17 protein-coding genes and 1 pseudogene are annotated in these 23963 nt (G+C 70.0%); 9 read left to right on the top strand and 9 right to left on the bottom strand.

Features of this window, described 5'->3' with window-relative positions; translation table 11 throughout:
- Positions 1 to 20 precede the first annotated feature (20 nt).
- A complete protein-coding gene (locus ACZ7LS_RS35390) occupies positions 21 to 1598 on the bottom strand; it encodes a purple acid phosphatase family protein (protein WP_382517310.1) in 1578 nt (525 codons plus the stop codon).
- Between the two features lie 128 nt (positions 1599 to 1726).
- On the opposite strand from ACZ7LS_RS35390, the gene ACZ7LS_RS35385 reads away from it, so the two are divergent.
- The 3 genes from ACZ7LS_RS35385 to cimA all read left to right on the top strand — a co-directional run bounded on the left by ACZ7LS_RS35385 (position 1727) and on the right by cimA (position 6132).
- On the top strand, positions 1727 to 2776 hold the full coding sequence (locus ACZ7LS_RS35385; protein ID WP_382517307.1) for a 3-isopropylmalate dehydrogenase: 1050 nt from the start codon (positions 1727 to 1729) through the stop codon (positions 2774 to 2776).
- A 224-nt stretch (positions 2777 to 3000) separates the two neighbouring features.
- The gene (locus ACZ7LS_RS35380; RefSeq protein WP_382517304.1) at positions 3001 to 4089 is read left to right on the top strand and encodes a branched-chain amino acid aminotransferase; all 1089 of its coding nucleotides are present in this window, start codon (positions 3001 to 3003) and stop codon (positions 4087 to 4089) included.
- Between the two features lie 426 nt (positions 4090 to 4515).
- On the top strand, positions 4516 to 6132 hold the full coding sequence (gene cimA, locus ACZ7LS_RS35375) for a citramalate synthase (RefSeq protein WP_382517303.1): 1617 nt from the start codon (positions 4516 to 4518) through the stop codon (positions 6130 to 6132).
- A gap of 63 nt (positions 6133 to 6195) precedes the next feature.
- On the opposite strand, the gene ACZ7LS_RS35370 is transcribed toward cimA, so the two are convergent.
- Entirely contained in the window at positions 6196 to 8085 is a 1890-nt protein-coding gene (locus tag ACZ7LS_RS35370; RefSeq protein ID WP_385134716.1) for a ricin-type beta-trefoil lectin domain protein, read from the bottom strand.
- 300 nt (positions 8086 to 8385) lie between these two features.
- On the opposite strand from ACZ7LS_RS35370, the gene ACZ7LS_RS35365 reads away from it, so the two are divergent.
- Both ACZ7LS_RS35365 and ACZ7LS_RS35360 read left to right on the top strand, forming a co-directional pair.
- Positions 8386 to 9366, top strand: a complete 981-nt coding sequence (locus ACZ7LS_RS35365) for a LacI family DNA-binding transcriptional regulator (protein ID WP_382517297.1) — start codon at positions 8386 to 8388, stop codon at positions 9364 to 9366.
- Between the two features lie 115 nt (positions 9367 to 9481).
- Positions 9482 to 10855, top strand: coding sequence for a hypothetical protein (locus ACZ7LS_RS35360; RefSeq protein WP_382517294.1), 1374 nt, complete (start codon positions 9482 to 9484; stop codon positions 10853 to 10855).
- Positions 10856 to 10916: 61 nt separating this feature from the next.
- Here the strand turns inward: ACZ7LS_RS35360 and ACZ7LS_RS35355 are convergent, their stop codons facing one another.
- The gene (locus ACZ7LS_RS35355; RefSeq protein ID WP_385134713.1) at positions 10917 to 11537 is read right to left on the bottom strand and encodes a YceI family protein; all 621 of its coding nucleotides are present in this window, start codon (positions 11535 to 11537) and stop codon (positions 10917 to 10919) included.
- Positions 11538 to 11798: 261 nt separating this feature from the next.
- Here ACZ7LS_RS35355 and ACZ7LS_RS35350 point away from each other — a divergent pair, with 261 nt between their 5' ends.
- Positions 11799 to 12308 (top strand): hypothetical protein, encoded by a 510-nt coding sequence (locus ACZ7LS_RS35350; RefSeq protein WP_385134711.1) that lies wholly within the window; start codon positions 11799 to 11801, stop codon positions 12306 to 12308.
- Between the two features lie 126 nt (positions 12309 to 12434).
- On the opposite strand, the gene ACZ7LS_RS35345 is transcribed toward ACZ7LS_RS35350, so the two are convergent.
- On the bottom strand, positions 12435 to 13640 hold the full coding sequence (locus tag ACZ7LS_RS35345; RefSeq protein ID WP_385134709.1) for a glycoside hydrolase family 64 protein: 1206 nt from the start codon (positions 13638 to 13640) through the stop codon (positions 12435 to 12437).
- Positions 13641 to 13947: 307 nt separating this feature from the next.
- On the opposite strand from ACZ7LS_RS35345, the gene ACZ7LS_RS35340 reads away from it, so the two are divergent.
- From ACZ7LS_RS35340 to ACZ7LS_RS35330, 3 genes are all read left to right on the top strand, one after another.
- On the top strand, positions 13948 to 16320 hold the full coding sequence (locus ACZ7LS_RS35340; protein WP_385134763.1) for a polysaccharide lyase 8 family protein: 2373 nt from the start codon (positions 13948 to 13950) through the stop codon (positions 16318 to 16320).
- Between the two features lie 151 nt (positions 16321 to 16471).
- Positions 16472 to 18055 (top strand): acyl-CoA carboxylase subunit beta, encoded by a 1584-nt coding sequence (locus tag ACZ7LS_RS35335; RefSeq protein WP_382517279.1) that lies wholly within the window; start codon positions 16472 to 16474, stop codon positions 18053 to 18055.
- A gap of 46 nt (positions 18056 to 18101) precedes the next feature.
- Entirely contained in the window at positions 18102 to 18305 is a 204-nt protein-coding gene (locus ACZ7LS_RS35330; RefSeq protein WP_382517277.1) for an acyl-CoA carboxylase subunit epsilon, read from the top strand.
- Between the two features lie 89 nt (positions 18306 to 18394).
- Here ACZ7LS_RS35330 and ACZ7LS_RS35325 read toward each other — a convergent pair whose 3' ends face one another.
- The 5 genes and pseudogenes from ACZ7LS_RS35325 to ACZ7LS_RS35305 form a co-directional block, all read right to left on the bottom strand.
- Complete coding sequence (locus ACZ7LS_RS35325; protein WP_031229389.1) at positions 18395 to 18976, bottom strand: GTP-binding protein; 582 nt, start codon at positions 18974 to 18976, stop codon at positions 18395 to 18397.
- Positions 18957 to 19556 carry a DUF742 domain-containing protein gene (locus ACZ7LS_RS35320; protein ID WP_382517273.1) on the bottom strand — a complete coding sequence of 200 codons (600 nt, stop codon included), beginning with the start codon at positions 19554 to 19556 and terminating at the stop codon, positions 18957 to 18959. The genes ACZ7LS_RS35325 and ACZ7LS_RS35320 overlap by 20 nt, the downstream gene beginning before the upstream one ends.
- Positions 19557 to 19657: 101 nt before the next feature.
- On the bottom strand, positions 19658 to 20071 hold the full coding sequence (locus ACZ7LS_RS35315; RefSeq protein ID WP_010984131.1) for a roadblock/LC7 domain-containing protein: 414 nt from the start codon (positions 20069 to 20071) through the stop codon (positions 19658 to 19660).
- A gap of 10 nt (positions 20072 to 20081) precedes the next feature.
- On the bottom strand, positions 20082 to 23390 hold the full coding sequence (locus ACZ7LS_RS35310) for a sensor histidine kinase (protein ID WP_385134706.1): 3309 nt from the start codon (positions 23388 to 23390) through the stop codon (positions 20082 to 20084).
- A gap of 339 nt (positions 23391 to 23729) precedes the next feature.
- A pseudogene (locus ACZ7LS_RS35305) lies at positions 23730 to 23963 on the bottom strand (ATP-binding protein); the annotation flags it as partial.

Raw genomic sequence — 23963 nt, 5'->3', positions numbered from 1 at the left:
GCCACCGGTCGGCGCGGGAGTCAGCGCGTGATGGTGAAGTGGTCCACGCGCTCGCCGCTCTCGGCGAGCGCGGAGACCTTCAGCGCCGGGCGGTGCCCCGTCGTCACCTCGACGGCGAGGAAAGAGAACCCGGTGTAGCGCACGCGCGACCACTCCACGGTCTCGGTGGCCTTGGCGCCGCCCTGTTCCCAGTGGTACGACGGGACGCTCTCGACGTCGGCGACATGGCCCTCGTAACTGTCCGGCACCGGGAAGTCGTACAGCGCCTTGCCCGCGCCGCCCGCCGTGACGTACACGATGCCGTCGCGTACCGAACTCACCGACTCGCCGACCGGCACCCGGCGCCCGACGACTCCGCCGCGCAGCGCGTCCGTGCGCTCGTACACATGGTTGTGGCCGTTGACGACCAGATCGACGCGGTGCTTGTCGAAGAGCGGCACCCACGCGTCGCGCACCCCGCCGTCCGAGGCGTGGGCGTTCGTGGTCGAGAAGGCGCAGTGGTGGAAGAACACCACGATGAAGTCGATGTCCTCGTCCGCGCGCAGCTCACCGAGCCGCCGGTCCAGCCAGCGGGTCTGTGCGCCGCCGGTGTAGCCGGCGTTGGCCCGGATCTCGTGGGAGACATCGTTCGCGTCGAGGGCGACCACGCCGACATTGCCGTACCGGAACGCGTAGACGCCCGGCGACTTCACCGGATCGAGCCCGCCGCCCGGCAGGGACCAGCGCGCGTTCTGGCCGCCGTACCCGTCGGGGGAGTACCAGGCCTCCATGTCGTGGTTGCCGGTGGTCACCATCCACGGCACCCGCGAGGCCACCGACTCGGTCTGCGCCAGGAACTGGTCCCAGACCCGCGCGTCATAGGTGTCGGCGGGCAGCCCCTGACCGCTGCTGTCCGCGTAGCAGATGTCCCCCGCGTGCAGATGGAAGACCGGGTTCTGGCCCAGGATCACCTGGTCGTTGGCGAGGGCATCGTAGGAGACGCCCTGGTCGCCGAAGGCCGTGAAGACGAACGCCTCGGCGCGCGCCGGGGCGGTACGGAACGTACCGACCGTGCCCAGGTTGCGCGCGTCCGCCGGATCGAAGCCCTCGTGGCCCACGCCGTAGTAGTACGTCGTGCCGGGGCGCAGCCGCTCCAGCGGGACATGCAGGTAGTACTGGTCCACCGCGGGCAGCTTGGCGGACAGCGACGGGGTGTGCAGCGAGCGCACCTCCGCCTTGATCCTCTGGCTCAGGTCCCAGGGCTTCAGGCCCACCCGGACGTACGGGTTCCGCACCGCGAACGGCACCTGCCAGGAGACGGACATCATGGTCTTCGGGTCGGAGCCGAAGGCCAGGTGCCGGCCGAAGGGGGCCACCAGCGATCCGTCGACCCGTACGGCGGCCGACGACGGCAGGAAGGCGGGCGCGGCGGCCGTGGTGGCGCCCGCGGGGGCGGCGCTGGAGCCGAGCAGACCGGCGCCCGCCACCGTCCCGGCTGCGAACGTGCCCGCCCGCAGGAGGCCGCGTCGGCCGATCTTTTCGCGCAGATACGCGTGCTGCTCCGGCATGGTCATACGGGAGGCGAGATGGTCGGGAATCCCGACGCGGGGAGTTTCCATGTGCCGACCGTGACACCAATGGGTGGCGGATGCATGTATCACGGGCGTCCAGTTGGCGACCGATTCGCAATCTGTCCACAGAATGGACACGCGATGTCATGCACTGGGACGAGCGGTAGGGTTCCCTCATGTCTCGCAGCCTCAATCTCGCAGTGATCCCCGGTGACGGCATCGGTCAGGAGGTCGTGGCCCAGGGCCTGAAGGTCCTGCGCGCGGTCCTTCCCCAGGATGTGAAGCTGGAGACCAAGGAGTACGACCTCGGCGCGAGCCGCTGGCACCGCACCGGGGAGACCCTCCCGGACGCGGAGCTGGAAGCCCTCAAGGGACATGACGCGATCCTGCTCGGCGCGATCGGCGACCCGACCGTGCCGTCCGGCGTCCTGGAGCGCGGGCTGCTGCTCAAGCTGCGCTTCGCCTTCGACCACTACGTGAACCTGCGGCCGTCGAAGCTCTTCCCCAACACCGCCACACCGCTGGCGGGCCGCCCGGACATCGACTTCGTCGTCGTCCGCGAGGGCACCGAGGGCCCGTACACCGGCAACGGAGGCTCGCTGCGCACGGGCACGCCCGCCGAGGTGGCCACCGAAGTGAGCCTCAATACGGCGTACGGCGTGGAGCGGGTCGTCCGCGACGCGTACGAGCGCGCCCACTCCCGTCCGCGCAAGAAGCTGACGCTGGTCCACAAGAACAACGTCCTCGTCTACGCCGGCCACATGTGGAAGAACATCTTCGACCGCGTGGGCCAGGAGTACCCCGACGTCGCCACCGACTATCTGCATGTCGACGCCGCGACGATCTTCTTCGTCACCCAGCCCGACCGCTTCGACGTGATCGTCACCGACAACCTCTTCGGTGACATCCTCACCGACCTGGCCGCCGCCGTGACCGGCGGTATCGGCCTGGCCGCGTCCGCGAACATCAATCCGGACCGTACGTTCCCGTCCATGTTCGAGCCGGTCCACGGGTCGGCGCCGGACATCGCGGGCCAGGGGAAGGCCGACCCCACGGCCACCATCCTCTCCGTCGCCCTGCTGCTGCGGCACCTCGGCTTCGACGCCGAGGCCGTCCGGGTGGAGGAGGCCGTCGCGGCCGACCTCGCCGGGCGTGACGGTACGGCGGCCACCGCGCGTACGACCGACCGGATCGGTGACGCGCTCGCCGTACGAGTAGCGAGCTGACCCGTCGACTTCTCACAGCCGCCGGGTCTTCGGAGCCCGGCGGCTGTTCTTTTGCGGCCTCCGGGTGCCACCATCATCCCAGGGCCGCTTTCACCCCGTTTCATGCATCCGTCCCGACCCGCGCGATAATCGGCGTGGGCCGCGGCACGCGGGAATGCTCGGACGTCCTACTAGTAGCGACGTGAACGCGGTCCGTCACATCAACCGGTGAAGGACGAGTATTCATGACCACGCCCACGATCGAACTCAAGCCCTCCTCGAACCCGCTGTCCGACGCGGAGCGCGAGGCGATCCTGGCCAACCCGGGGTTCGGCCGCCACTTCACCGACAACATGGTGACGATCCGGTGGACGGAGGGACGCGGCTGGCACGACGCGCAGCTCGTCCCGTACGGGCCCCTCTCACTCGACCCGGCGAACATGACCCTGCACTACGCGCAGGAGATCTTCGAGGGGCTCAAGGCCTACCGCCGCCCCGACGGCTCGGTCGCCACCTTCCGGCCCGAGGCCAACGCCGCGCGCTTCCAGGTCTCGGCCCGCCGGCTCGCCATGCCGGAGCTGCCCGTCGAGACCTTCATCGCCGCGTGTGACGCGCTCGTCCAGCAGGACAAGGCGTGGGTGCCCGCGCACGGCGGGGAGGCGTCCCTCTATCTGCGCCCGTTCATGATCGCCGCCGAGGTCGGACTCGGGGTGCGGCCGGCGAACGAGTATCTGTTCCTGGTCATCGCCTCACCCGCCGGCGCGTACTTCCCCGGCGGGGTGAAGCCGGTCTCGGTCTGGCTCTCGGAGAACTACGTCCGCGCGGTGCCGGGCGGCATCGGCTTCGCCAAGACCGGCGGCAACTACGCGGCGTCCCTGCTCGCCCAGGCCGAGGCGGCGCGGCAGGGCTGCGAGCAGGTGGTCTACCTGGACGCGCTGGAGCACCGCTGGGTCGAGGAACTGGGCGGGATGAATCTGTACTTCGTGTACGGGGACCGCATCGTCACCCCCGAGCTGACCGGCTCCCTGCTGGCGGGCGTCACCCGTGACTCGCTGCTCGGCCTGGCGGCCGACCTCGGCTACAGCTCCGAGGAGGGCCGGATCTCCAAGGAGGACTGGCGCCGCGACACCGAGAACGGCACCCTCACCGAGGTCTTCGCCTGCGGTACGGCCGCGGTGATCACCCCGGTCGGCGTGGTCAAGTCGGCGGGCGGCGAGTGGACCCAGTCGGGTGGCGAGCCGGGCGAGGTCACGCTGAAGCTGCGCGAGGCCCTGCTGGACATCCAGACGGGCCGGGCGGCCGACACCCACGGCTGGATGCACGAGCTGGGCTGACGGCCCCTGCGCCGGGACGGCCGCCGGGGCCCGCACCCGCGTGCGGGCCCCGGGCGTGTCGCGAAGCCCACGCCCGGCCCGGCCGCCGCGACACGCCCCCGGCGGCCGTTCCATGGCGCGCTGTCGTCACGCACCGCTCATCTGCCCTGACCGCATCGTGAGACGCACCTTCCCCGCCGCGCCAGACATGCGAAAATCGCCCTGTGCTCTCGTTCGCCATGATTATTGGCAGCAGGCGCGCCGGTCCGCAGTGATCGCCTCGTACCACCCCGTACGGCGCGGCCACCGTGCCCCAGACCCGCGCGCAGACCTCTCGCACCCGCGAGAGGTTTTTTCGTTTTCCGGCCCCATCATCGCCGGAGAGAGGCGCGAGCGATGATGGGGGCAAGTGGAGCCAGTCCTTCCACTCGACAGGAGCTACACACCATGACCACTGAGTCCACTGGGCCCACGGTGCACAACGACAGCTTTCATGTCTTCGACACGACGCTGCGCGACGGCGCCCAGCGTGAGGGCATCAACCTGACCGTCGCCGACAAGCTGGCCATCGCCCGGTACCTGGACGACTTCGGCGTGGGCTTCATCGAGGGCGGCTGGCCCGGCGCCAACCCGCGCGACACCGAGTTCTTCGCCCGCGCCCGGCAGGAGATCGACTTCAGGAACGCCCAGCTCGTCGCCTTCGGCTCCACCCGCAGGCCAGGGGCCAGGGCGGCGGAGGACCCACAGGTGAGAGCGCTGGTCGAGTCCGGCGCCCCGGTGGTCACGCTGGTCGCCAAGTCGCATGACCGCCATGTCGAGCTGGCGCTGCGCACCACCCTCGACGAGAACGTCGAGATGGTCCGCGACACCGTCTCCTACCTGCGCGAACAGGGCCGCCGCGTGTTCGTCGACTGCGAGCACTTCTTCGACGGCTACCGCGCCAACCCCGAGTACGCCAAGTCCGTCGTACGGGCCGCCGCCGAAGCGGGCGCCGATGTCGTCGTCCTCTGCGACACCAACGGCGGCATGCTGCCCGCGCAGATCCAGGCCGTCGTCACCACCGTGCTCGCCGACACCGGAGCCCGGCTCGGCATCCACGCCCAGGACGACACCGGCTGCGCCGTCGCCAACACCCTCGCCGCCGTCGACGCCGGCGCCACCCATGTCCAGTGCACGGCCAACGGCTATGGCGAGCGCGTCGGCAACGCCAACCTGTTCCCGGTCGTCGCCGCGCTGGAGCTGAAGTACGACAAGCGCGTCCTGCCCGAGGGCGCGCTCGCCGAGATGACCCGGATCTCGCACGCCATCGCCGAGATCGTCAATCTCGCCCCCTCCACCCACCAGCCGTATGTCGGCGTCTCCGCCTTCGCCCACAAGGGCGGACTCCACGCCTCCGCGATCAAGGTCGACCCCGACCTCTACCAGCACATCGACCCCGAGCGGGTCGGCAACACCATGCGGATGCTCGTCTCCGACATGGCGGGCCGCGCCTCCATCGAGCTGAAGGGCCGGGAGCTGGGCATCGACCTCGGCGACGACCGCGATCTCGTCGGCCGCGTCGTGCGCCGGGTCAAGGAGTACGAGCTCAAGGGGTACACGTACGAGGCGGCCGACGCGTCCTTCGAGCTGCTGCTGCGCGAAGAGGTCGAGGGCCGGCCCCGCAGCTACTTCCGTACGGAGTCCTGGCGCGCGATCGTCGAGGACCGGCCCGACGGTACGCACGCCAACGAGGCCACCGTGAAGCTGTGGGCCAAGGGCGAGCGGATCGTCGCCACCGCCGAGGGAAACGGCCCGGTCAACGCCCTGGACCGGGCCATGCGGGTCGGTCTGGAGCGGATCTATCCGCAGCTCGCCAAGCTGGAGCTGGTGGACTACAAGGTGCGCATCCTGGAGGGCAGGCACGGTACGGAGTCCACCACCCGCGTACTGATCACCACGGGGGACGGGGTGGGCGACTGGTCCACGGTGGGGGTCGCCGAGAATGTGATCGCGGCGTCCTGGCAGGCACTGGAGGACGCGTACACCTACGGACTGCTGCGGGCCGGGGTCGAACCGGCGGAGTAGTCAGCCACTCCGCGCGGTCCGCCCCGGCCCTTCGGGCTCCCGGATCCAGACGGAAGACAGGGCCTAGCTCTGGAGCCGCCACTTCTGGTTGGCGGCTCCGGTGCAGGTCCAGATCTGGGCGCGGGAGCCGTTGGCCGAGGAGTTGTCCGTCACATCGAGGCACTTGTCCGCCGCGGTGTTGACGATGTCACCGGTCCCCGCGTTGTACGACCACTGCTGGGCGCCGCTTCCGTTGCAGTCGTACAACTGCACCTTGGCGCCGTTGGCCGTCGACGCCGACGTCACGTCCAGGCACTTGCCGAGCGACCTGATCGTCGAGTCCGTGCCGACCGTCCAGCGCTGGGCCGTCGAGCCGTTGCAGTCGTAGAGCTGGACGGCCGTCCCGTTGGCGCTCGCGCCGGCCGCCACGTCCAGGCACTTGCCGCCGAGCCCGGTGAAGGTGCCCGAGGTGCCGGTGCCACCGCCGCCCGAGGGGGTGCCGGACCAGGTGAAGGTCGCCGAGGTCTTGCCCGGCAGCGAGTAACTGAAGTTCTGCCCGCCCCAGTTGACCCGCAGCTCACGGGCGGCCGACGCGTCGTTGTACGCGATCAGCGCCTTGGAGCCGTCCGGGTTGCGCCAGGCCACATTGGGCACCGTGGAGCTGGCGGTGGAGGCGACGCGCTCCGCGCCCGGCCTCACGAACTTCGTGAGATGACCCATCGTGTAGTACTCGATGGTGTAGTCGACCTGGCCGTGCCGGCCGTCACCGTTGTGGACCGTGATCAGCCCGTCGCAGGTGCCGCAGCCGCCGTTGTGCGGGCCCCGGTTCTGGTCCACCGCCAGCGACCACTTGGTCACCGACTTCGCCCAGTTGCGGGTGTAGTCGATGATGTTCGACATGTCCTCGCGCTGCTGATTCGCGATCCAGGTACCGCCGGAGTGCTCGGTCTGGAAGGCGTTCAGCTGTGGATACTGGTTGTGGACGTCCGTCTGCTTCTGGACGTTGCCGCCATAGCCGTGCCAGGCGACGCCGCCGAAGTTGGGGTGGCTGCGGATGGCCGCGTCGTTCACGGTCTCGGCCGCGTACGCGTCGTACGTGTCCCAGTTCCAGTCGTGCGCGAGCACCTTGGAGGACAGCCCGGCGCTCTGGAGCTTGGGCAGCAGCTCGTTCTTGGTGAAGTACGCCAGACCCGAACCGTTCCAGCTCATCGACGGGTAACCGGCGCAGCAGGTCGGCTCGTTCTGCACCGAGACGTAGTCGACCGGGATGCCCTGGTCGCGGTACGCCTGGAGGTACTTCACGAAGTAGTTGGCGTACGTGCCGTAGTTCTCCGCCTTCAGCCAGCCGCCGTTGAGCTGGCCGTTGTCCTTCATCCAGGCCGGCGCCGTCCACGGCGAGGCCATGGTCGTCAGCGCCGGGTTGAGCTGCTTGGCCTGTTTGGTCAGCGGCAGCACATCGGCCAGGTCGTGCGCGAGGGAGAACCGCGCGAGACCGGGGTCGGTCTGGCCCGCCGGGAGGTCGTTGTAGGTGTAGCCGAAGCGGGCGAGGTCGGAGCCGCCCATGGGGTTGCGGATGAAGGAGAGCCCGATGCCCTCGGTGGGCGAGAAGAGCTTCTTCATCGTGTCGTCACGGGTCGCCTGGGAAAGCGCGCCGCTGCCCTTCATCAGCCAGGCCGCGGTGTCCGTGAAGGACGCGCCGCCGCCCGTGAAGGTCTGGTAGCGGGTGCCCTCGTCGACGCTGACGTTCGTACCGCTGCCGCCGTTGCCCGGCTGGAAGGTGACCGGGGTCTGCTGTTGGAGACCGCGGGTGACATGGCGTCCTCCGCTGTCGTCGGTGGTCGTCAGCCAGATGCTGACCTGCTCGCCCGCGGCTTGCGCCGTACCGGCGGAGAGGCCGGTGAGCCCGGCGGTGGCCAGGGCGCCCGCGAGGAGCGTCCTCGCCAGCCGCCGTCCGATGCCAGTCGATCTCGACATAAGTCTGCTGCCCTTCATCGGCAGTGCTGTGGGGGGTGATGCCGTGCGGCGTGAGTGAACTGCCGTTACGAACGTCCGTCAAGAGGCCGGGTATTCAGGAACTGAACGCACAACGCCCCCATGTCGTCCCTGACCTGCGGCCGGCCTGGTACGTAACAAAGGTGCGGACCAATCTCGGTGTGAAGTGTTGACGGCGGTCCCCCGCGCCGGTTAACTCACCGCCGAGCACCGGTACCGGTTCCGGGACCGGTACCGGCCTGTGGGGCCGCGACCGGTTCCCCACTCTTCGGGGAGGCCACGATGCGTGTCACCATCGCCGATGTGGCCCGTGAGGCCGGCGTCAGCAAGACGACCGTGTCGCGGGTGATCAATACCAAAGGTGAAGTCGACCGGGGTACGGCCGCCCGCGTCCGGGCCGTGATCGCCCGGCTCGGCTACGTCCCCAGCTCGGGCGCCGTCGGACTGGCCCGCGGCAGGAGCCATACGATCGGCATGCTGGTGCCCGCGCTCAGCTGGCCCTGGATGGGCGAGGTCCTCCAGGGGGTCGTGGACACCGTCGAGGCGGCCGGCTACGGCCTGCTGCTCTTCACCTGCAACCGCGGCCCCGAATCGGTGGAGCACTTCGTCACCCAGGTCTCGGCCCGCGCCTTCGACGGACTGCTCGTCGTGGAGCCGGAGAACACCCTCGACACCATCGTCGGACTGCACCGCAAGGGGCTGCCCGTCGTACTGATCGACGACCGGGGCAGCCGCCCCGCGGGCTTTCCGTCCGTGGTGACGACCAACCACGAGGGCGGAGCCTCCGCGGCCCGCCATCTGCTGGCAGGCGGGCGCCGCAGACCGCTCGTGATCACCGGGCCCTCGCACTTCGGGTGCGTGCGCGACCGGCTCAGGGGCTTCGTCGAGGTGCTGCCCACCGAACTCGTCATGGTGGGGGACTTCACCGAGCTGTCGGGCCGGCTCGCGGTGGAGAAGCTCCTCAACAACAAGGTCCGTTTCGACTCCGTGTTCGCGCACAACGACATCAGCGCGGCAGGCGCGCTGCGGGCGCTGCGGGCGGCGGGGCGCAAGGTCCCCGACGATGTGGCGGTGGTCGGCTTCGACAACGTTCCGCTGGCCCGGCACACGGAGCCGCCGCTGACCACCGTCCGCCAGCCCACCCAGCGGATGGGGGAGACGGCGGCGCGGCTGCTGCTCGGACATCTCGCCGGGACGTCGTCCGTCCCCGGCGGGCCGGTCGTCCTGCCCACGGAGATCATCGTCCGCGAGTCGGCGCCGTAGTCCCCGCTCGCGTCGGTCCTCGTTCCCCTCGGTCCTCGTTCCCGTTCCGTCCTTTCTCCTTTCCTCTTTTCCTCGCCCGTCCGGTTCGGCCGTACTTCGGGTAGCGTCAATATGTATGAGGACGAGGCTGATTTCCCTTCTGTCCGGGCTGCTTCTCGCCTTTCTCGCCGCGGCCTTCCTGGTGGCGCCGGGCGCGGGCGCGGCCACCGACGCCCCGGCCGCCACCGGCCCCCAGGCCGTGGGCGAGGCCCTCAAGAAGAGTCCGGTCTATGTGGACCCACGGGCCGCGGGGCAGCTCTCGGCGTCCGAGGCCGGGGCCCTGGCGAAGAAGATCAAGGACGCGGACAAACCGGTCTTCGTGGCGGTCCTGCCGGTGAACGCCCAGTTCCCGGCGTCGACGGTGCTGAGGGACGTACGGACCGAGACCGGCGTGACGGGGCTGTACGCCATCCGTCTGGGCGACGGGTTCAACGCGGCGGCCGACGCCGCGGTGCTGCCCGGCCGGGCAGTCGCCAATCTCACGGACGCGGTCAAGGCGGGCGGCCCGGTCGACGCCGCGACCGAGCTGAACAACTTCGTGGACCAGGCCCTCCCGCAGACCCGTGGCCAGGCTCCGGCCTCCTGGGACACGGGGTCGGGAGCGGGCGGCGCGGGCAGCTCGTCCACCGGGCTCATCGTGCTGGGTTCCGTGATCGTGCTGGGCGGCGCGGGCGCCTACACCGTGGCGCGTGTCAACCGTCGCAAGCGCGACGAGCGCACCCGCGAGGCGCTGGAGAAGCTGCGGGTGGTCGTGGACGAGGACATCACCGCGTTCGGCGAGGAGCTGGACCGGCTGGACTTCCACCCCGGCGAGCCGGGCGCCGATGACGCGATGCGCGCGGACTACGAACGTTCCCTGGACTCCTACGAGAAGGCCAAGTCCCTGATGGGCGCGGCGCAACGGCCCGAGGACGTACGAGGGGTGACCGAGGCGCTGGAGGACGGCCGGTTCGCGCTGGCCACACTGGCCGCGCGCAGGACGGGCGCCCCGCTTCCGGAGCGCCGTTCGCCGTGCTTCTTCGATCCGCGGCACGGCCCTTCGGTGACGGACGCGCAGTGGGCGCCGCCCGCCGGTGCCCCGCGTACGGTCCCGGTCTGCGCCGCCGACGCCGCCCGGCTGGCGGACGGCGCGGATCCGCAGACCCGTACGGTCGAGACCGAGCACGGCCGCCGCCCCTACTGGGAGGCCGGACCGGCGTACGGACCGTGGGCCGGCGGCTACTTCGGCGGCGGGCTGCTGCCGGGGCTGCTGGTGGGCACGATGCTCGGCTCGATGATGGCGACCCCCGCCTATGCCGCGGACTTCGGCGGCGGTGACCCGTCCGGCTTCGGCGGCGGAGACTACTCGGGTTCGGACTTCGACCCGGGTGACTTCGGCGGCGGAGGCTTCGGCGGGGGAGGGGACTTCGGCGGGGGCGGCGGGTTCGACGGCGGCGGCGGCGGGTTCTAGGGCGTGTCCGGTCCGGTGGATCTCAGCCCCGTGAAGCTCGGCCCGCTCGGCCCGATGGATCTCAGGCCTTCTTGATCGCGGAGATGTCGAAGCCGAGCTTGACCTTGTCGCTGACCATCACACCGCCGGTCTCCAGCGCGGTGTTCCAGGTCAGGCCCCAGTCGGAGCGCAGGATCGTGGCGCTGCCCTCGAAACCGACGCGCTCGTTGCCGTACACGTCGGTGGCCGAGCCGTTGAACTCCAGGTCGATGGTGAGCGGCCCGGTGACGTCCTTGATGGAGAGGTCGCCGGTCAGCCGGTAGGTCTCCGCGTCCAGCTGCTCGACCGAGGTGGAGCGGAAGGACATCTTCGGGAACGTCTCGGCGTCGAAGAAGTCGGCGCTGCGCAGATGACCGTCGCGGTCCGCGATCCCGGTGTCGACACTGGCGATCGCGACCTCGATCGACGCCGACGAGGCGGTCGGGTCCGAACCGTCCAGGCTCAGCGAACCCTCGTGCTCGGTGAAGGTGCCCCGGACGTTGGTGACCATCGCGTGCCGGACGGTGAAGCTGATCGTGCTGTGCGCCGGGTCGATGGTGTACTCACCGGTCAGCGCGGCGAGCGCCGGGTCCACCGTGGCGGTCGCGGTGCCCGTGGCGGTCGCGCTCTGGGTGGAGTCGTTCTTGCGGCCGAAGATTCCCATGATTGCTCCTGAGTACGTGGTGCGCGGCTGTTGTTTAACCTTCAACGACCATCACCCTAGACCTGTCTGGTTCAGATTTCAACAATGTCACCCGATCGAGTTCTGCTGAGCGCGCCGCCCTCTGGCGGACGCGCGTAGACATCGGGCACCATCTCTCTGTTCCACCTGCCCCACCGCCCAATTGGCCCCACCGCCCGTCGGCCCATCGCCCATCGGCACCAATCGGCTCCATGGTCTTCAGCAGGAGAGGGAATCCCCCCAATGAAAATCCGCTCGGTTCTCGGCGCGCTCGCCCTCGTGCTCGGCGCGCTCTTCGCCCCCGGATTCGGCGTTCTGAGCGCGGCCACGGACGCTCAGGCCGCGACCAAGATCACCCACGCCACCGCCACCTCGATGTTCCGCTCGTCGGGGATCACCTGGTCCTCGTCCGGTGGCTGCTCCGACCGCAACACCCCGACCTGTACGTCGTTCGACCAGCTCAACCTGGACTCGGCCAAGGGCGCCCAGACCCTGAAGAGCGCCAGCGGCTGCGCCCTCAACATCACGGGTGGTACGGAGACCGGCCACGCGAGCGGCACGTACTCGCACTGGAACGGCTACAAGCTCGACTTCGGCAAGGCCACCTGCGTCACCAACTACGTCAAGAACACCTTCACGTACATCGGGGTGCGCGGTGACGGCGCCCCGCAGTGGCAGTCCGGCGCCGGCAACCTCTACGCCGACGAGGGCAACCACTGGGACGTGACGTTCTACAACTGCGGCGGCTGCTGACGCCGTTGGCGGTCCCCGCACAGGACGGTGCCCCCGCCCTCCCGGTCCTGGGAGGGCGGGGGCACCGTCGTCGTACGGAAGCTCCCGTGCGGGAGCGTCACGCGAGTGCCGGGCCGGAGAACCGGGTCAGGAACCGACCGACACCGTCCAGCGGCGCGGGTTGCCATCGTGCGCCGCGCCCGAGACGTCCGGCCGGCCGTCCGGCTGCACGTCGTCGTACGGGAAGGCGTAGCCGATCGGGGTGTTGGCGTGCACCACCCGGGCGAAGTGGTTGGTGACGGGGTCCTTGTAGTAGTCGGCCGCCGTGGCGCCGTTCGGCTGGTCCGCGTGGCTGAGCACCGTCGAGCGGTTGAAGGCGGCCCCGAGCCGGGCGAGCAGGCCCTTCTTGTCGTCCGAGTCGGCGGGGTTGTTGGCGAACGGCCCGCTGTTGCAGGTGAAGATGTCCATCGAGGTCGGCTTGGCGAAGGTGTGGCCCCCGTTGAAGGTGAGCGTGTCGCCGCTGACCCGGCCGGTGAACACGCCGCGCCCGCCCTGGAGATCGACCCGCAGATCCGTGGAGCGGTACTTCTCCCAGACCTGGTCGACATAGCTGTCGAAGACCCGCGCGAAGGGCGTCTGGCCCGCCAGGTTCTGCGGCGAGATGACCCGCAGGACCCGCCCGTCCCCGCCGCGCAGCACCAGCTTGTCCCAGGGATGGCCGTCCACGCCCGCCTGGGCGGTGAGCCCGTCCGCGATCCGCTCCAGGGCGCCTTCGGGCAGCGGGGCGACCGTATGGGTGGCGTCGCCCTCCAGCCTGATGCCGATGGGCAGGGCCGTCACCAGGTCGACATAGCTGATGTTGGAGAACAGCTGGTCCTGGTTGAAGGTGAACTCGCAGAACGACCAGGTGCGGCCATAGTTGGGGTCGGAGGGGGTCGCGAAGGCCGGCTCGACCAGGGCAGGGCCCGGGTTGAGGAAGAAGTCCAGCTTGTCGTCGCGCACGAAGTAGACACGGGCGCCGAACATCCGGGGCAGCGTCAGGACGACCGGCGCGCCGCCCGCGGGGTTCAGCGGGATCGCGCAGTCGACCGGCAGCGGGGTCTGCGGTGCCCCGGGTGACTCGGGCCGGTAGACGCTGCCGTCGGCGCGCAGCAGCACCCAGCCGTTGGTTGCCTGGTCGTGGCCGGTGACATACGCGTTGACCGCGCCCGGCAGCGACGTGTTCACCAGGGCGAGCTCGCAGGTCTCCGGGGCGGCGGACGCGTGGGGGCTGAGAGCGCTTCCCCAGACGGGATAGGTGAGCGTCGCCGCGGTCGCGGCCGTACCGGTGAGGACCAGTCTGCGGGATATCACGAATGTTCTCCTGGAATGTGGGGGAACGCAGGGAGTAACGCGGTATGTGGGGGCCGCGCCTGCGCGGGCAACCACTCTCGCGACGCGTGGGGAACGCGTCAAGAGTTGAGCGTGAGAGCGCTCTCACAATCAGCCGGTCCTCACAACATGACGGACACGGAGGGTGGTTGGGCACACGCGCCCGCCTCGGAGCACGGACACCCCACCGCGTCGGGACCGTTGAAAGCGGCCGGACGTTGCGCTAGACCAACGGTCAGCCGGTCTACACCACTTCCGAGTTCCGATCGTGGGGGTTTCCGTGTCGCTGCTGTCCGCCTGGTCCCGTCGTGCCTTTCTGACCGTCACCGGAGCGGGCGCCCTCTCGCTCCCCCTCCCCCTTTCGCTCCCCCTCCCGCTCGCGCTCTCCCGCCCGGCCGCAGCCGGACAGCGGGCCGCCGCCGACGAGTTCGAGGAGCTGCGGAGACGCTGGGCGGACCTCCAGCTCGGCACCGGCTACGACCCGGCCGTCGAGCCGTACGCCTCCCGGCTCGCGCGGACCGGCGAACTGGCCGCGCGCTTCCGGCGGTCGATGGCCCCGGCCGCCGCCTCCCTCTGGCCTGACCGCCCCTTCGACCCGCCCGCCGGAATCACCCAGAGCTACAGCAGGCTGTGGACGATGGCCCAGGCGTACGCACAGCCGGGCACCGGGCTCACGGGCGACGCGGCGCTCCTCGCCGATGTCGTCCGCGGCCTGGGCCATCTCTCCGCCACCGTCTACCACCCCGCGACCACTCCGTACGGCAACTGGTGGGAGTGGCAGATCGGCTCCCCCCGGCTGCTCATGGATCTCGTGGCCGTCCTGTACGAGCACCTCACCGAGGAACAGCGGGCGGCGGCCTGCGCCGCCGTCGACCACTTCATCCCCGACGCGCTGCTCGCCGACTACTCCGGCACCAGCACCGGCGCCAACCGGGTCGACCTCTGCCGCTCCGTCGCCCTGCGCGGGGTGCTCGGCCGGGCCCCCGCCAAGCTCGCCCTCGCCCGGGACGCCCTCTCGCCCGTCTTCCCGTATGTCACGAAGGGCGACGGCCTCTACGCCGACGGCTCCTTCGTCCAGCACACCTGGGTCGCCTACTCGGGCACGTACGGGCAGGTGATGCTGGACGGCCTCGGCCGGCTGTTCACCCTGCTCGCCGGCTCCACCTGGGCCGTCACCGACCCCCGCCGGCAGATCATCCTCGACAGCGTGGAGCACGCCTACGCCCCGCTGATCTACAACGGACTGATGATGGACGGCGTCAACGGCCGGGCCATCAGCCGCGGTTTTCTCATGAGCGACGACCAGGGGGTGATGCGGAGTGATCACTTCCATGGCCAGGGGCTGATCGCGGCCATCCCGCTGCTCGCCGGCGGCGCCTCCCCGGCCGAGCGGGAGCGCTGGACCGCCCTGGTCAAGGGGTGGATCGAGCGGGACACCGTCTCACCGATCCTCACCGCCCGCCAGTTCGACGTCGCCGATCTCGCCCGGCTGCACACCGTCGCCGCCTCGGCCGTGCCCGCCGCCCCCGAGCCGGTCGGCCACACGTTCTTCGCCGCGATGGACCGCGCCGTGCACCGGCGGCCCGGCTGGGCCGCCGCGCTCTCCATGGCCTCGGACCGGATCACGCACTACGAGTGCGGCAACGGCGAGAACCCGCGCGGCTGGCACACCGGCGCCGGAATGCTCTACTGGTGGGGCGCGGACCGGGGCAACGACCAGTACACGGACTGGTTCTGGCCCACGGTCGACCCGTACCGGCTGCCGGGCACGACGGTCTCCACCAAGCGGCTCGCGGACCGGGCCGGCGGCGAGTGGGGCGCCCCCAAACCGGCCGTACGGTGGGTCGGCGGCGTGACCGACGGGGAGTTCGCCGCCGTCGGCCAGCATCTCAAGGGCCTCGGCTCGACCCTCGAAGCCCGCAAGTCGTGGTTCTTCGCGGCCGACGCCGTCATCTGTCTGGGCGCGGGCATCAGCGCCACGGACGGGGTCCCGGCCGAGACGGTCGTGGACAACCGCAACCTCGGCGAGAACGGCGCCGACGCGTTCACGCTCGACGACGGGCCGCGCCCCCGCTGGGCCCATCTGGAAGGCCACGGCGGCTGGGTCTTCCCCGGCGGCGCCGGCGTACACACTCTTGTGGAGGCGCGCACCGGCGCCTGGAGCGACATCAACACCACCAGTTCCACCGAACGGCGTACCCGCCGCTACCGGACCCTCTGGCTGGACCACGGCACCGATCCGGTGGACGCCGCGTACGCCTATCTGCTGCTGCCCGGCGCCTCCCGGCGTACCGTCGCGGCCCGCGCCGCCGACCGCCACTGGCTCGGGATCCTCGCCAATACGGCGGCGCTGCAGGCGGTGGAGATCCGCTCGCTCGGCTGTACCGCCGCGAACTTCTGGCGGCCGGGGACGGCGGGGCCGCTCACCGCGTCCGCTCCCGCGAGCGTGCTCGTCGTGGTCCGCGGCCGTACGGCGGAGCTGCGGGTGAGCGGGCCCACCCGCACGGGGGAGCCGCTGGAGATCGCCTGGGACCGGCCGGTACGGCGGGTGACCGGCCGCGACCCGGCCGTCGAGGTGCTCGCGGCGGGCCGTAGCGTACGCCTGAGGGTCACTCCCGGCACGGCCGGCGCGAGCCATCGCTGCGAGTTTGCCGTGCGCTGACATCTAGGGGAATCCCACAAGAGCCGGGGGTAGCTTGCTGTTCGGGAACCCCGCAACGGGCCGGGTTCTGTCCAGGCCCACCAGGAATACCGCCAGGAGACTGTGTGGAGTCTACGGCGCGATTCCTTGGTGCTCTTCGTAGGGTTGGGACATGACCGTAGTGGACGAGACGCCGGGTGAGCCCGTAGATGCCCGGGGCCGTGTGGCCGAATTGCACGCCCTGCGCGAGGAGGCCCGTCGAGGGCCGAGCGACCGGGCGACCGAGGCACAGCGCGCGAAGGGCAAGCTGACCGCTCGGGAGCGTATCGAGCTGCTGCTTGACGAAGGGTCGTTCAAGGAGGTCGAGCAGCTGCGCAGGCATCGTGCCAGCGGCTTCGGCCTGGAGGCCAGGAAGCCGTACACCGACGGTGTCATCACCGGCTGGGGCACGGTCGAGGGCCGCACGGTCTTCGTGTACGCGCACGACTTCCGGATCTTCGGCGGCGCCCTGGGCGAGGCCCACGCCACGAAGATCCACAAGATCATGGACATGGCCATCGCGGCCGGTGCGCCGCTGGTCTCGCTGAACGACGGAGCGGGGGCCCGGATCCAGGAGGGCGTGTCCGCGCTCGCCGGTTACGGCGGGATCTTCCAGCGCAACACGCGTGCCTCCGGTGTCATCCCGCAGATCAGCGTGATGCTCGGGCCGTGCGCGGGCGGCGCCGCCTACAGCCCGGCGCTCACGGACTTCGTGTTCATGGTCCGTGAGACCTCGCAGATGTTCATCACGGGCCCCGATGTGGTCAAGGCCGTCACGGGTGAGGAGATCACCCAGAACGGTCTGGGCGGTGCCGATGTGCACGCGGAGACCTCGGGCGTCGCGCACTTCGCGTACGACGACGAGGAGACCTGCATCGCCGAGGTGCGCTACCTCCTGTCGATGCTTCCGCAGAACAACCGGGAGAACCCGCCCACGGTCGTCTCCGAGGACCCGGCCGACCGCCGCTCGGACGTGCTGCTCGATCTGGTGCCGGCGGACGGCAACCGCCCGTACGACATGCACAAGGTCATCGAGGAACTCGTCGACGAGGGCGACTTCCTGGAGATCCACGAGCGCTGGGCCCGTAACATCATCTGCGCGCTGGCGCGACTGGACGGGCAGGTCATCGGCATCGTCGCCAACCAGCCGCAGTCGCTGGCGGGTGTCCTGGACATCGAGGCGTCGGAGAAAGCTGCGCGCTTTGTCCAGATGTGCGACGCTTTCAATATCCCCATCGTCACGCTGCTGGATGTGCCCGGCTTCCTGCCGGGTGTCGATCAGGAGCACGGCGGGATCATCCGGCACGGCGCCAAACTCCTGTACGCCTACTGCAACGCCACGGTGCCGAGGATCTCCCTGATCCTGCGCAAGGCGTACGGGGGGGCCTACATCGTGATGGACTCCCAGTCCATCGGGGCCGACCTGACCTATGCCTGGCCGACCAACGAGATCGCGGTGATGGGCGCCGAGGGTGCCGCCAATGTCATCTTCCGCAAGCAGATCGCCGAGGCCGAGGACTCCGAGGCCATGCGTGCCCGCATGGTCAAGGAGTACAAGGCCGAGCTGATGCATCCCTACTACGCGGCGGAGCGCGGACTGGTCGACGACGTCATCGACCCCGCGGAGACCCGTGAGGTGCTCGCGAGCGCGCTCGCGATGCTCCGCACCAAGCACGCCGACCTGCCGTCGCGCAAGCACGGCAACCCCCCGCAGTAGACCTGCGGCCCGCGCCCTCCCGCCGAGAAGACGGAGACACGACTCCATGAGCGAACTTACGAACGAATCCCTGCTGCGCGTCGAGAAGGGCCAGGCCGGCCCCGAGGAGCTGGCCGCCATCACGGCGGTGCTGATGGCCCGTGCCGCCGCGCAGCCCGAGGCCCCCGCCCACCGGGGCCGCTCCACCGCGGGCTGGCGCCGGCTGGAGCGCACGCCCGGCTTCCGCGCCCCGCACAGCTGGCAGGGCTGAGCACACGCCGTATCCTCCGCCCTGGCACGGCACCGACGAAGGCCCCCGCACTCCTGGTGAGTGCGGGGGCCTTCGTATGACGGTCACGGTTACCGGAGTCGGGCCATGAGGGCGTGTTCGACGAGGGTGATGAGTCCGCTTTTGGCGTCGGCGCGGTGGCGGGCGTCGGTGGTGATGATGGGGGTGTCGGGGCCGATCTGGAGTGCTTCGCGTACTTCGTCGGGGGTATAGGGCTGGTGTCCGTCGAAGCCGTTGAGGGCGATGACGAAGGGGAGTCCTGAGTTTTCGAAGTAGTCGACGGCGGGGAAGCAGTCGGCGAGGCGGCGGGTGTCGACGAGGACGACGGCGCCGATGGCGCCGCGGACGAGGTCGTCCCACATGAACCAGAAGCGGTCCTGTCCCGGGGTGCCGAAGAGGTACAGGATGAGGTCTTGGTCGAGGGTGATGCGGCCGAAGTCCATGGCCACGGTGGTGGTGGTCTTGTCTCCGGTGTGGGTGAGGTCGTCGATGCCGGCGGAGGCGCTGGTCATGACGGCTTCGGTACGCAGCGGGTTGATCTCCGAGACGGCGCCGACGAACGTGGTCTTGCCCACGCCGAAGCCGCCCGCCACCACGATCTTCGCGCTGGTGGTTGAGCGGGCTGCACCGCCGCTAGAGCTTGCGAAGTCCACTGAGCACCCTTTCGAGCAGTGTCACGTCTGGCTGGCCCCCGACGGCCTCGTCGCCGCCGGGCTGATGGATGGCGACAAGTCCCGCCTCCGCCAGGTCGGCTACGAGGATCCGGGCCACGCCGAGGGGGATGGAGAGGAGCGCCGAAATCTCGGCGACCGATTTGATCTCGAAACACAACTGGCAGATCCGCTGGTGCTCGGGCAACTGCCCGTGCAACTGGGACGGATCAGCCGTCGTACTGACCAGCGCCTCGATGGCGAGCTGGTACCGCGGCCTCGTCCGGCCGCCGGTCATGGCGTACGGACGCACCAACGGGTTGTGCGTGCCCATGGGTTCAGGCTCGGGCGTGTGCCGCGGCTGCACCGGCTGGATGCGGGGCCGCTGCGGCTGCTCGTACGGCTGTTGGGGCGGGGGATGGGGCTGCTGCCGCGGCGCGCGCCGTGGTGGGCGCGTACCTTCCTGGTCCCCCTGACCGGCCTGACCGCTCGGCGTGGAGGGAAAGTTGAAGCGGTTCCGGGCATGCTCACCCGGGTACCGCACGCCATCGTCATAAGGATGTCCGCCTGGGGGTGTAGCCACGTTTCCTCCTCCGACTGCCGGTCGCCGGGCCCTATGTTGACGGACCTGTGGAATCCGCGCCACCGAACCCTAATGGTGCGGCGGCGGCAGCGCACTGTCTGTCAGTTGAGCAGACTTCCCTGGAGCTCGGCGCGGAGGTCCGGGGTGAGGACCGTGCCCGCGCGGTCGACCAGGAGGGCCATCTCGTAGCCCACCAGGCCGATATCGGCCTCCGGGTGCGCCAGGACGGCCAGTGAGGAACCGTCCGAGATGGACATCAGGAAGAGGAAGCCGCGCTCCATCTCGACAACGGTCTGGTTGACCGCGCCCCCTTCGAAGATCCGGGAAGCCCCCGCGGTGAGCGAGGTCAGACCGGACGCCACGGCCGCGAGCTGATCAGCGCGGTCGCGGGGGAATCCTTCGGACATGGCCAGCAGGAGTCCGTCGGCGGAGACCACCACGGTGTGGGACACCCCAGGGGTGTTGTCCACAAAGTTGGTGATCAACCAGTTCAGATTCTGCGCCGCCTGGCTCATCGGGCTCACACTAACGCTCCTGGTTGTAGGTACTGCCCGAGCCGAAGCCCGGTCCGTTCGTGTCCGCTCCCGCGTTGCGCCCCCGCTGGACACCGCGTCGCAGGTTGCTCAACCTGCCACGAATGTCCTCCGGGGCGCGGGAAACCTGGGTACCGCCCTGCGGGGTCTGCTCCGCCGCTCCCTCGACCAGATTGGCCTTGGGCACGCGGCGGGGGAGACCGGACGAGGTGACTCCGCCGGCTTTGGGCTCGCGCAGCTTCTCGGCCCGCTGCCAGCGGTCGTCGTTCGTGGAACGCCAGTCCTCGGAGCCGGCCGCCTCGCTCCGGCCGATGCCGATGCCGTTGCTGCTGACGTCGCCGCCGCTCCCGCCGAGCAGCGGGGCCTGACCGGTCCTGTCGGCCTGACCGCCCTGACCAGTCTGGCCGGTCTGACCAGTCTGGCCTGTCTGTCCTTCGTCCTGTCCAGTGGGTTGCCACCCCTGCGGTTGCTGGCTGCTCCCCCGGCGCGGCAGGCCCGCATCCGTCAGCGCGTGGCTCGCGCTCGGGGAAGGGCCCGGACGGTCGAAGCCTACGCGGTCCCGGGCCTTCTCGGGAGCGCCCCCGGCAGATTCCGCTTCGGTCCGCGACTCGGCTTCGTACGCGCCCTGGTAGCCGTTCTGAGCGGGCCACTCCTGCTGGTGGGGCGGGGCGCCGAAGGCGTTCTCGTACGCTCCCTCAGAGCTCTGCTGAGGCTGGTACGACGCCTCCGTATAAGCCCCCTGCCCGGGGAACGCGTCGGGCGCGCGGTACTCCTCGTAACCGCCGCCCTGGTACGCCGTTCCGCTCTCCTCGGGCCGTGCCGCGTAGCCGGGGTCGTACGACGCCTGCTGAGGCGCGTACTGGCCGTCGACCTCCTCGCGGTACTGGCCGTCGACCTGGTCGGCGAAGAGCGGCCGCGAGGCGTCCTGCGCGCCGCCCAGCGCGGCTCGCCGCTCCTCGCGCCGCAGCGTGCGGTTGACGGGGTCCAGCGTGCGGGGGCCGTCCGCCTCCGGCTGCCGCTCGTAGCGGGAGTCGTCGAAGCCGAGTTCGGCGGCGGTCAGCATCGGAGCGGTCGGGAAGGCCTGCTCCTCCAGCGGCGCCGCCGGCTGGTCGGGCATGATCTGCGAGACGGTGAAGTCGTCGGCCGCGGCCGGCTCGCCGCCACCGCCGCCGTGCGTGATCGGGTCGGGGAGCATGACCAGCGAGGTCGTTCCCGCCTGCTCGCCCGAGGGGCGCAGCTGGACGCGGATCCCGTGCCGGTCGGCGAGCCGGCCGACCACGAAGAGCCCCATGCGCTGGGAGACGGCGGCGTCCACGGTCGGCGGGTTGGCCAGCTTGTGGTTGATGTCCGCGAAGTCCTCGGCGGTCAGGCCGATGCCCTTGTCGTGGATCTCGATCATCACCCGGCCGTCGGGCAGCCGGGTCGCGGTGACCCGCACCTTGGTCTGCGGCGAGGAGAACGTGGTGGCGTTCTCCAGCAGTTCCGCCAGCAGATGCACCAGGTCGGTCACGGACTGGCCGTGGATCTCGGTCTCGGGTACGCCGGACAGCTCGATGCGCTCGTACGACTCCACCTCGGAGGAGGCGGCGCGGAGCACGTCCACCAGCGGCACCGGCTGGTTCCAGCGGCGGCCGGGCTCCTCGCCCGCGAGGACGAGCAGGTTCTCGCCGTTGCGGCGCATACGGGTCGCCAGATGGTCCAGCTTGAAGAGATTCTCCAGCTGGTCAGGGTCGCCCTCGTTGTTCTCCAGATCGGAGATCAGGGACAACTGGCCCTCGATCAGCGACTGGTTGCGGCGCGAGAGGTTCGTGAAGATCGCGTTGACGTTGCCGCGGAGCATGGCCTGTTCGGCGGCGAGCCTGACCGCCTCGCGGTGGACCTGGTCGAAGGCGCGGGCGACCTCGCCGATCTCGTCGCGCGAATCGATCGGGATGGGCTGGACGCGGGTGTCGACCCGGCCCGGGTCGGTCCGGGAGAGCTGGTCGACCAGCATCGGCAGCCGCTGCTCGGCGATCCCGAACGCGGCCGTACGCAGCGCGCGCATCGAACGGCTCATCTGCCGGGCCATCATGCCCGCCAGGATGAACGCGGCCAGCAGCGCGATCACCACGATGGCGCCGTTGGTGATGGCGGTGTTCCTGGCGTCGTCCGAGATCTGCGCGGCGTCGGTGACGGCCTTGTCGACGAGATCCCGCTCGATCACCGTGTAGCCGTCGAACTTCGCGGTGGAGGCGGCCATCCACGCCTCGGGCGTGACCCCGCGCGCCGCGAGCTGCTCGGGGCTGTCCCCGGTGGCGATGGCCGCGACCATGCCGTCCAGGACCGAACCGTCCTTGCTCGGCGGCGCCTTGAAGTCCTCACCGGCGGCCATGGCCTGCTGCTGCGCGGTGGCGAGCTTCCGCGCCCCGGCCGCCGCCTGCTCCTTCATCACGGCCTGGAGCGTGACGGTGTCCTCGGCGGTGCCGCCGGACACGTACTCGCCGACGGCGATGTCCTCCAGATACGCGTACGAGGAGAACGCGACCGACTGGCCGTTCCTGACGTCGTCCTTCTGGCTCGGCCTGACCAGCAGATGCATCCCGATGGAGCGCTGGAGCGACTCCGCGGCCTTGGCGAGCTGGATCGCGTAGACGGTGCGGCCGTAGCTGGTGATATTGCCCGTGCCGAGCCCGAGTTCGTTGGCGAACTCCATGAGGGAGTGCTGGACCAGCACATACCCCTCCTCGGTGGCCACGGGACCGCCGTTGTCGCCGTTCTTGTCCGGGGTCTCGACGCCCGCGGTGTACGCGGTCTTCCGGATGTTCTCCAGCTTGGGCTCTTCGCCGCGGAAGAGGCTGAGCCGGCGCTCCAGGCCCTGCTTCGCGGGCATGTCCCGCACGGCCACGTCGAACTTCTTCTTCGCGGCGTCCGTGGCCGCACGGGCCCGGACGACGCTCTCGGCGTCGCGCTTGTTGGTCAGCAGCGGCTGCGCGGTGAGGTCACGCTCGTCGAGGAGGGCCTGGCCGTACTCCGAGGCGGCCCGTACGACGAGCGCCGTCTTCTCGGCGTCCTGCGCTTCCTGCCAGGTGTCGATGGACCCCTTGACCTGAAAACCGCCCATGACGAGGCCGACCAGCACGGGGACGAGCAGAATGGCGTTCAGCCGGGTGGGTACCCGCCAGTTGCGCGGCGAGAACCGACTGGAGCTGCCCGTCACCGGCGGTGAGCCGGTCGCGACCGCAGGCGGCACCGCTGCGCGCGGCGGCGGGGTGAAGTTGCCCCGCGCCTGCTGCTCCGCGGAGCTCGTCTTGCTTCGCCTCACTCGACCAACAACCTCTCGGCGTCGGCACCTACGTTTGTGCCGTGTTCTGTTCAGGGCCGTACTACTCGGGAGTTCTCGAATTCCAGCACGGGGAAGGGCCCCATTCCAAACAGCAGGAATCAGCCATTCCGAGTGGTACAAGCCTCACGTAAAACGGGCATAAAGAACGAGCCCCGTCAAAAGGCGGGGCTGATGTGAGCGCAGTGGTACCGGGCGAGTGCGTCGGGTGTCCGGGGGCCGTGAATTCTCTGTCGAAATGTTATGAACATGGAGGCGGGCCGTGTCGGAGAACATAGCCCGCCTCTCGTATCCCCTACGTCAACTACCGTAGCGGGCCGTCTACTTGAGTCGGGCCATGAGGGCGTGTTCGACGAGGGTGATGAGTCCGCTTTTGGCGTCGGCGCGGTGGCGGGCGTCGGTGGTGATGATGGGGGTGTCGGGGCCGATCTGGAGTGCTTCGCGTACTTCGTCGGGGGTGTAGGGCTGGTGTCCGTCGAAGCCGTTGAGGGCGATGACGAAGGGGAGTCCTGAGTTTTCGAAGTAGTCGACGGCGGGGAAGCAGTCGGCGAGGCG

The sequence above is a fragment of the Streptomyces sp. NPDC039430 genome (assembly GCF_055639435.1).
This window is presented reverse-complemented; position numbering and strand designations above follow the sequence as displayed.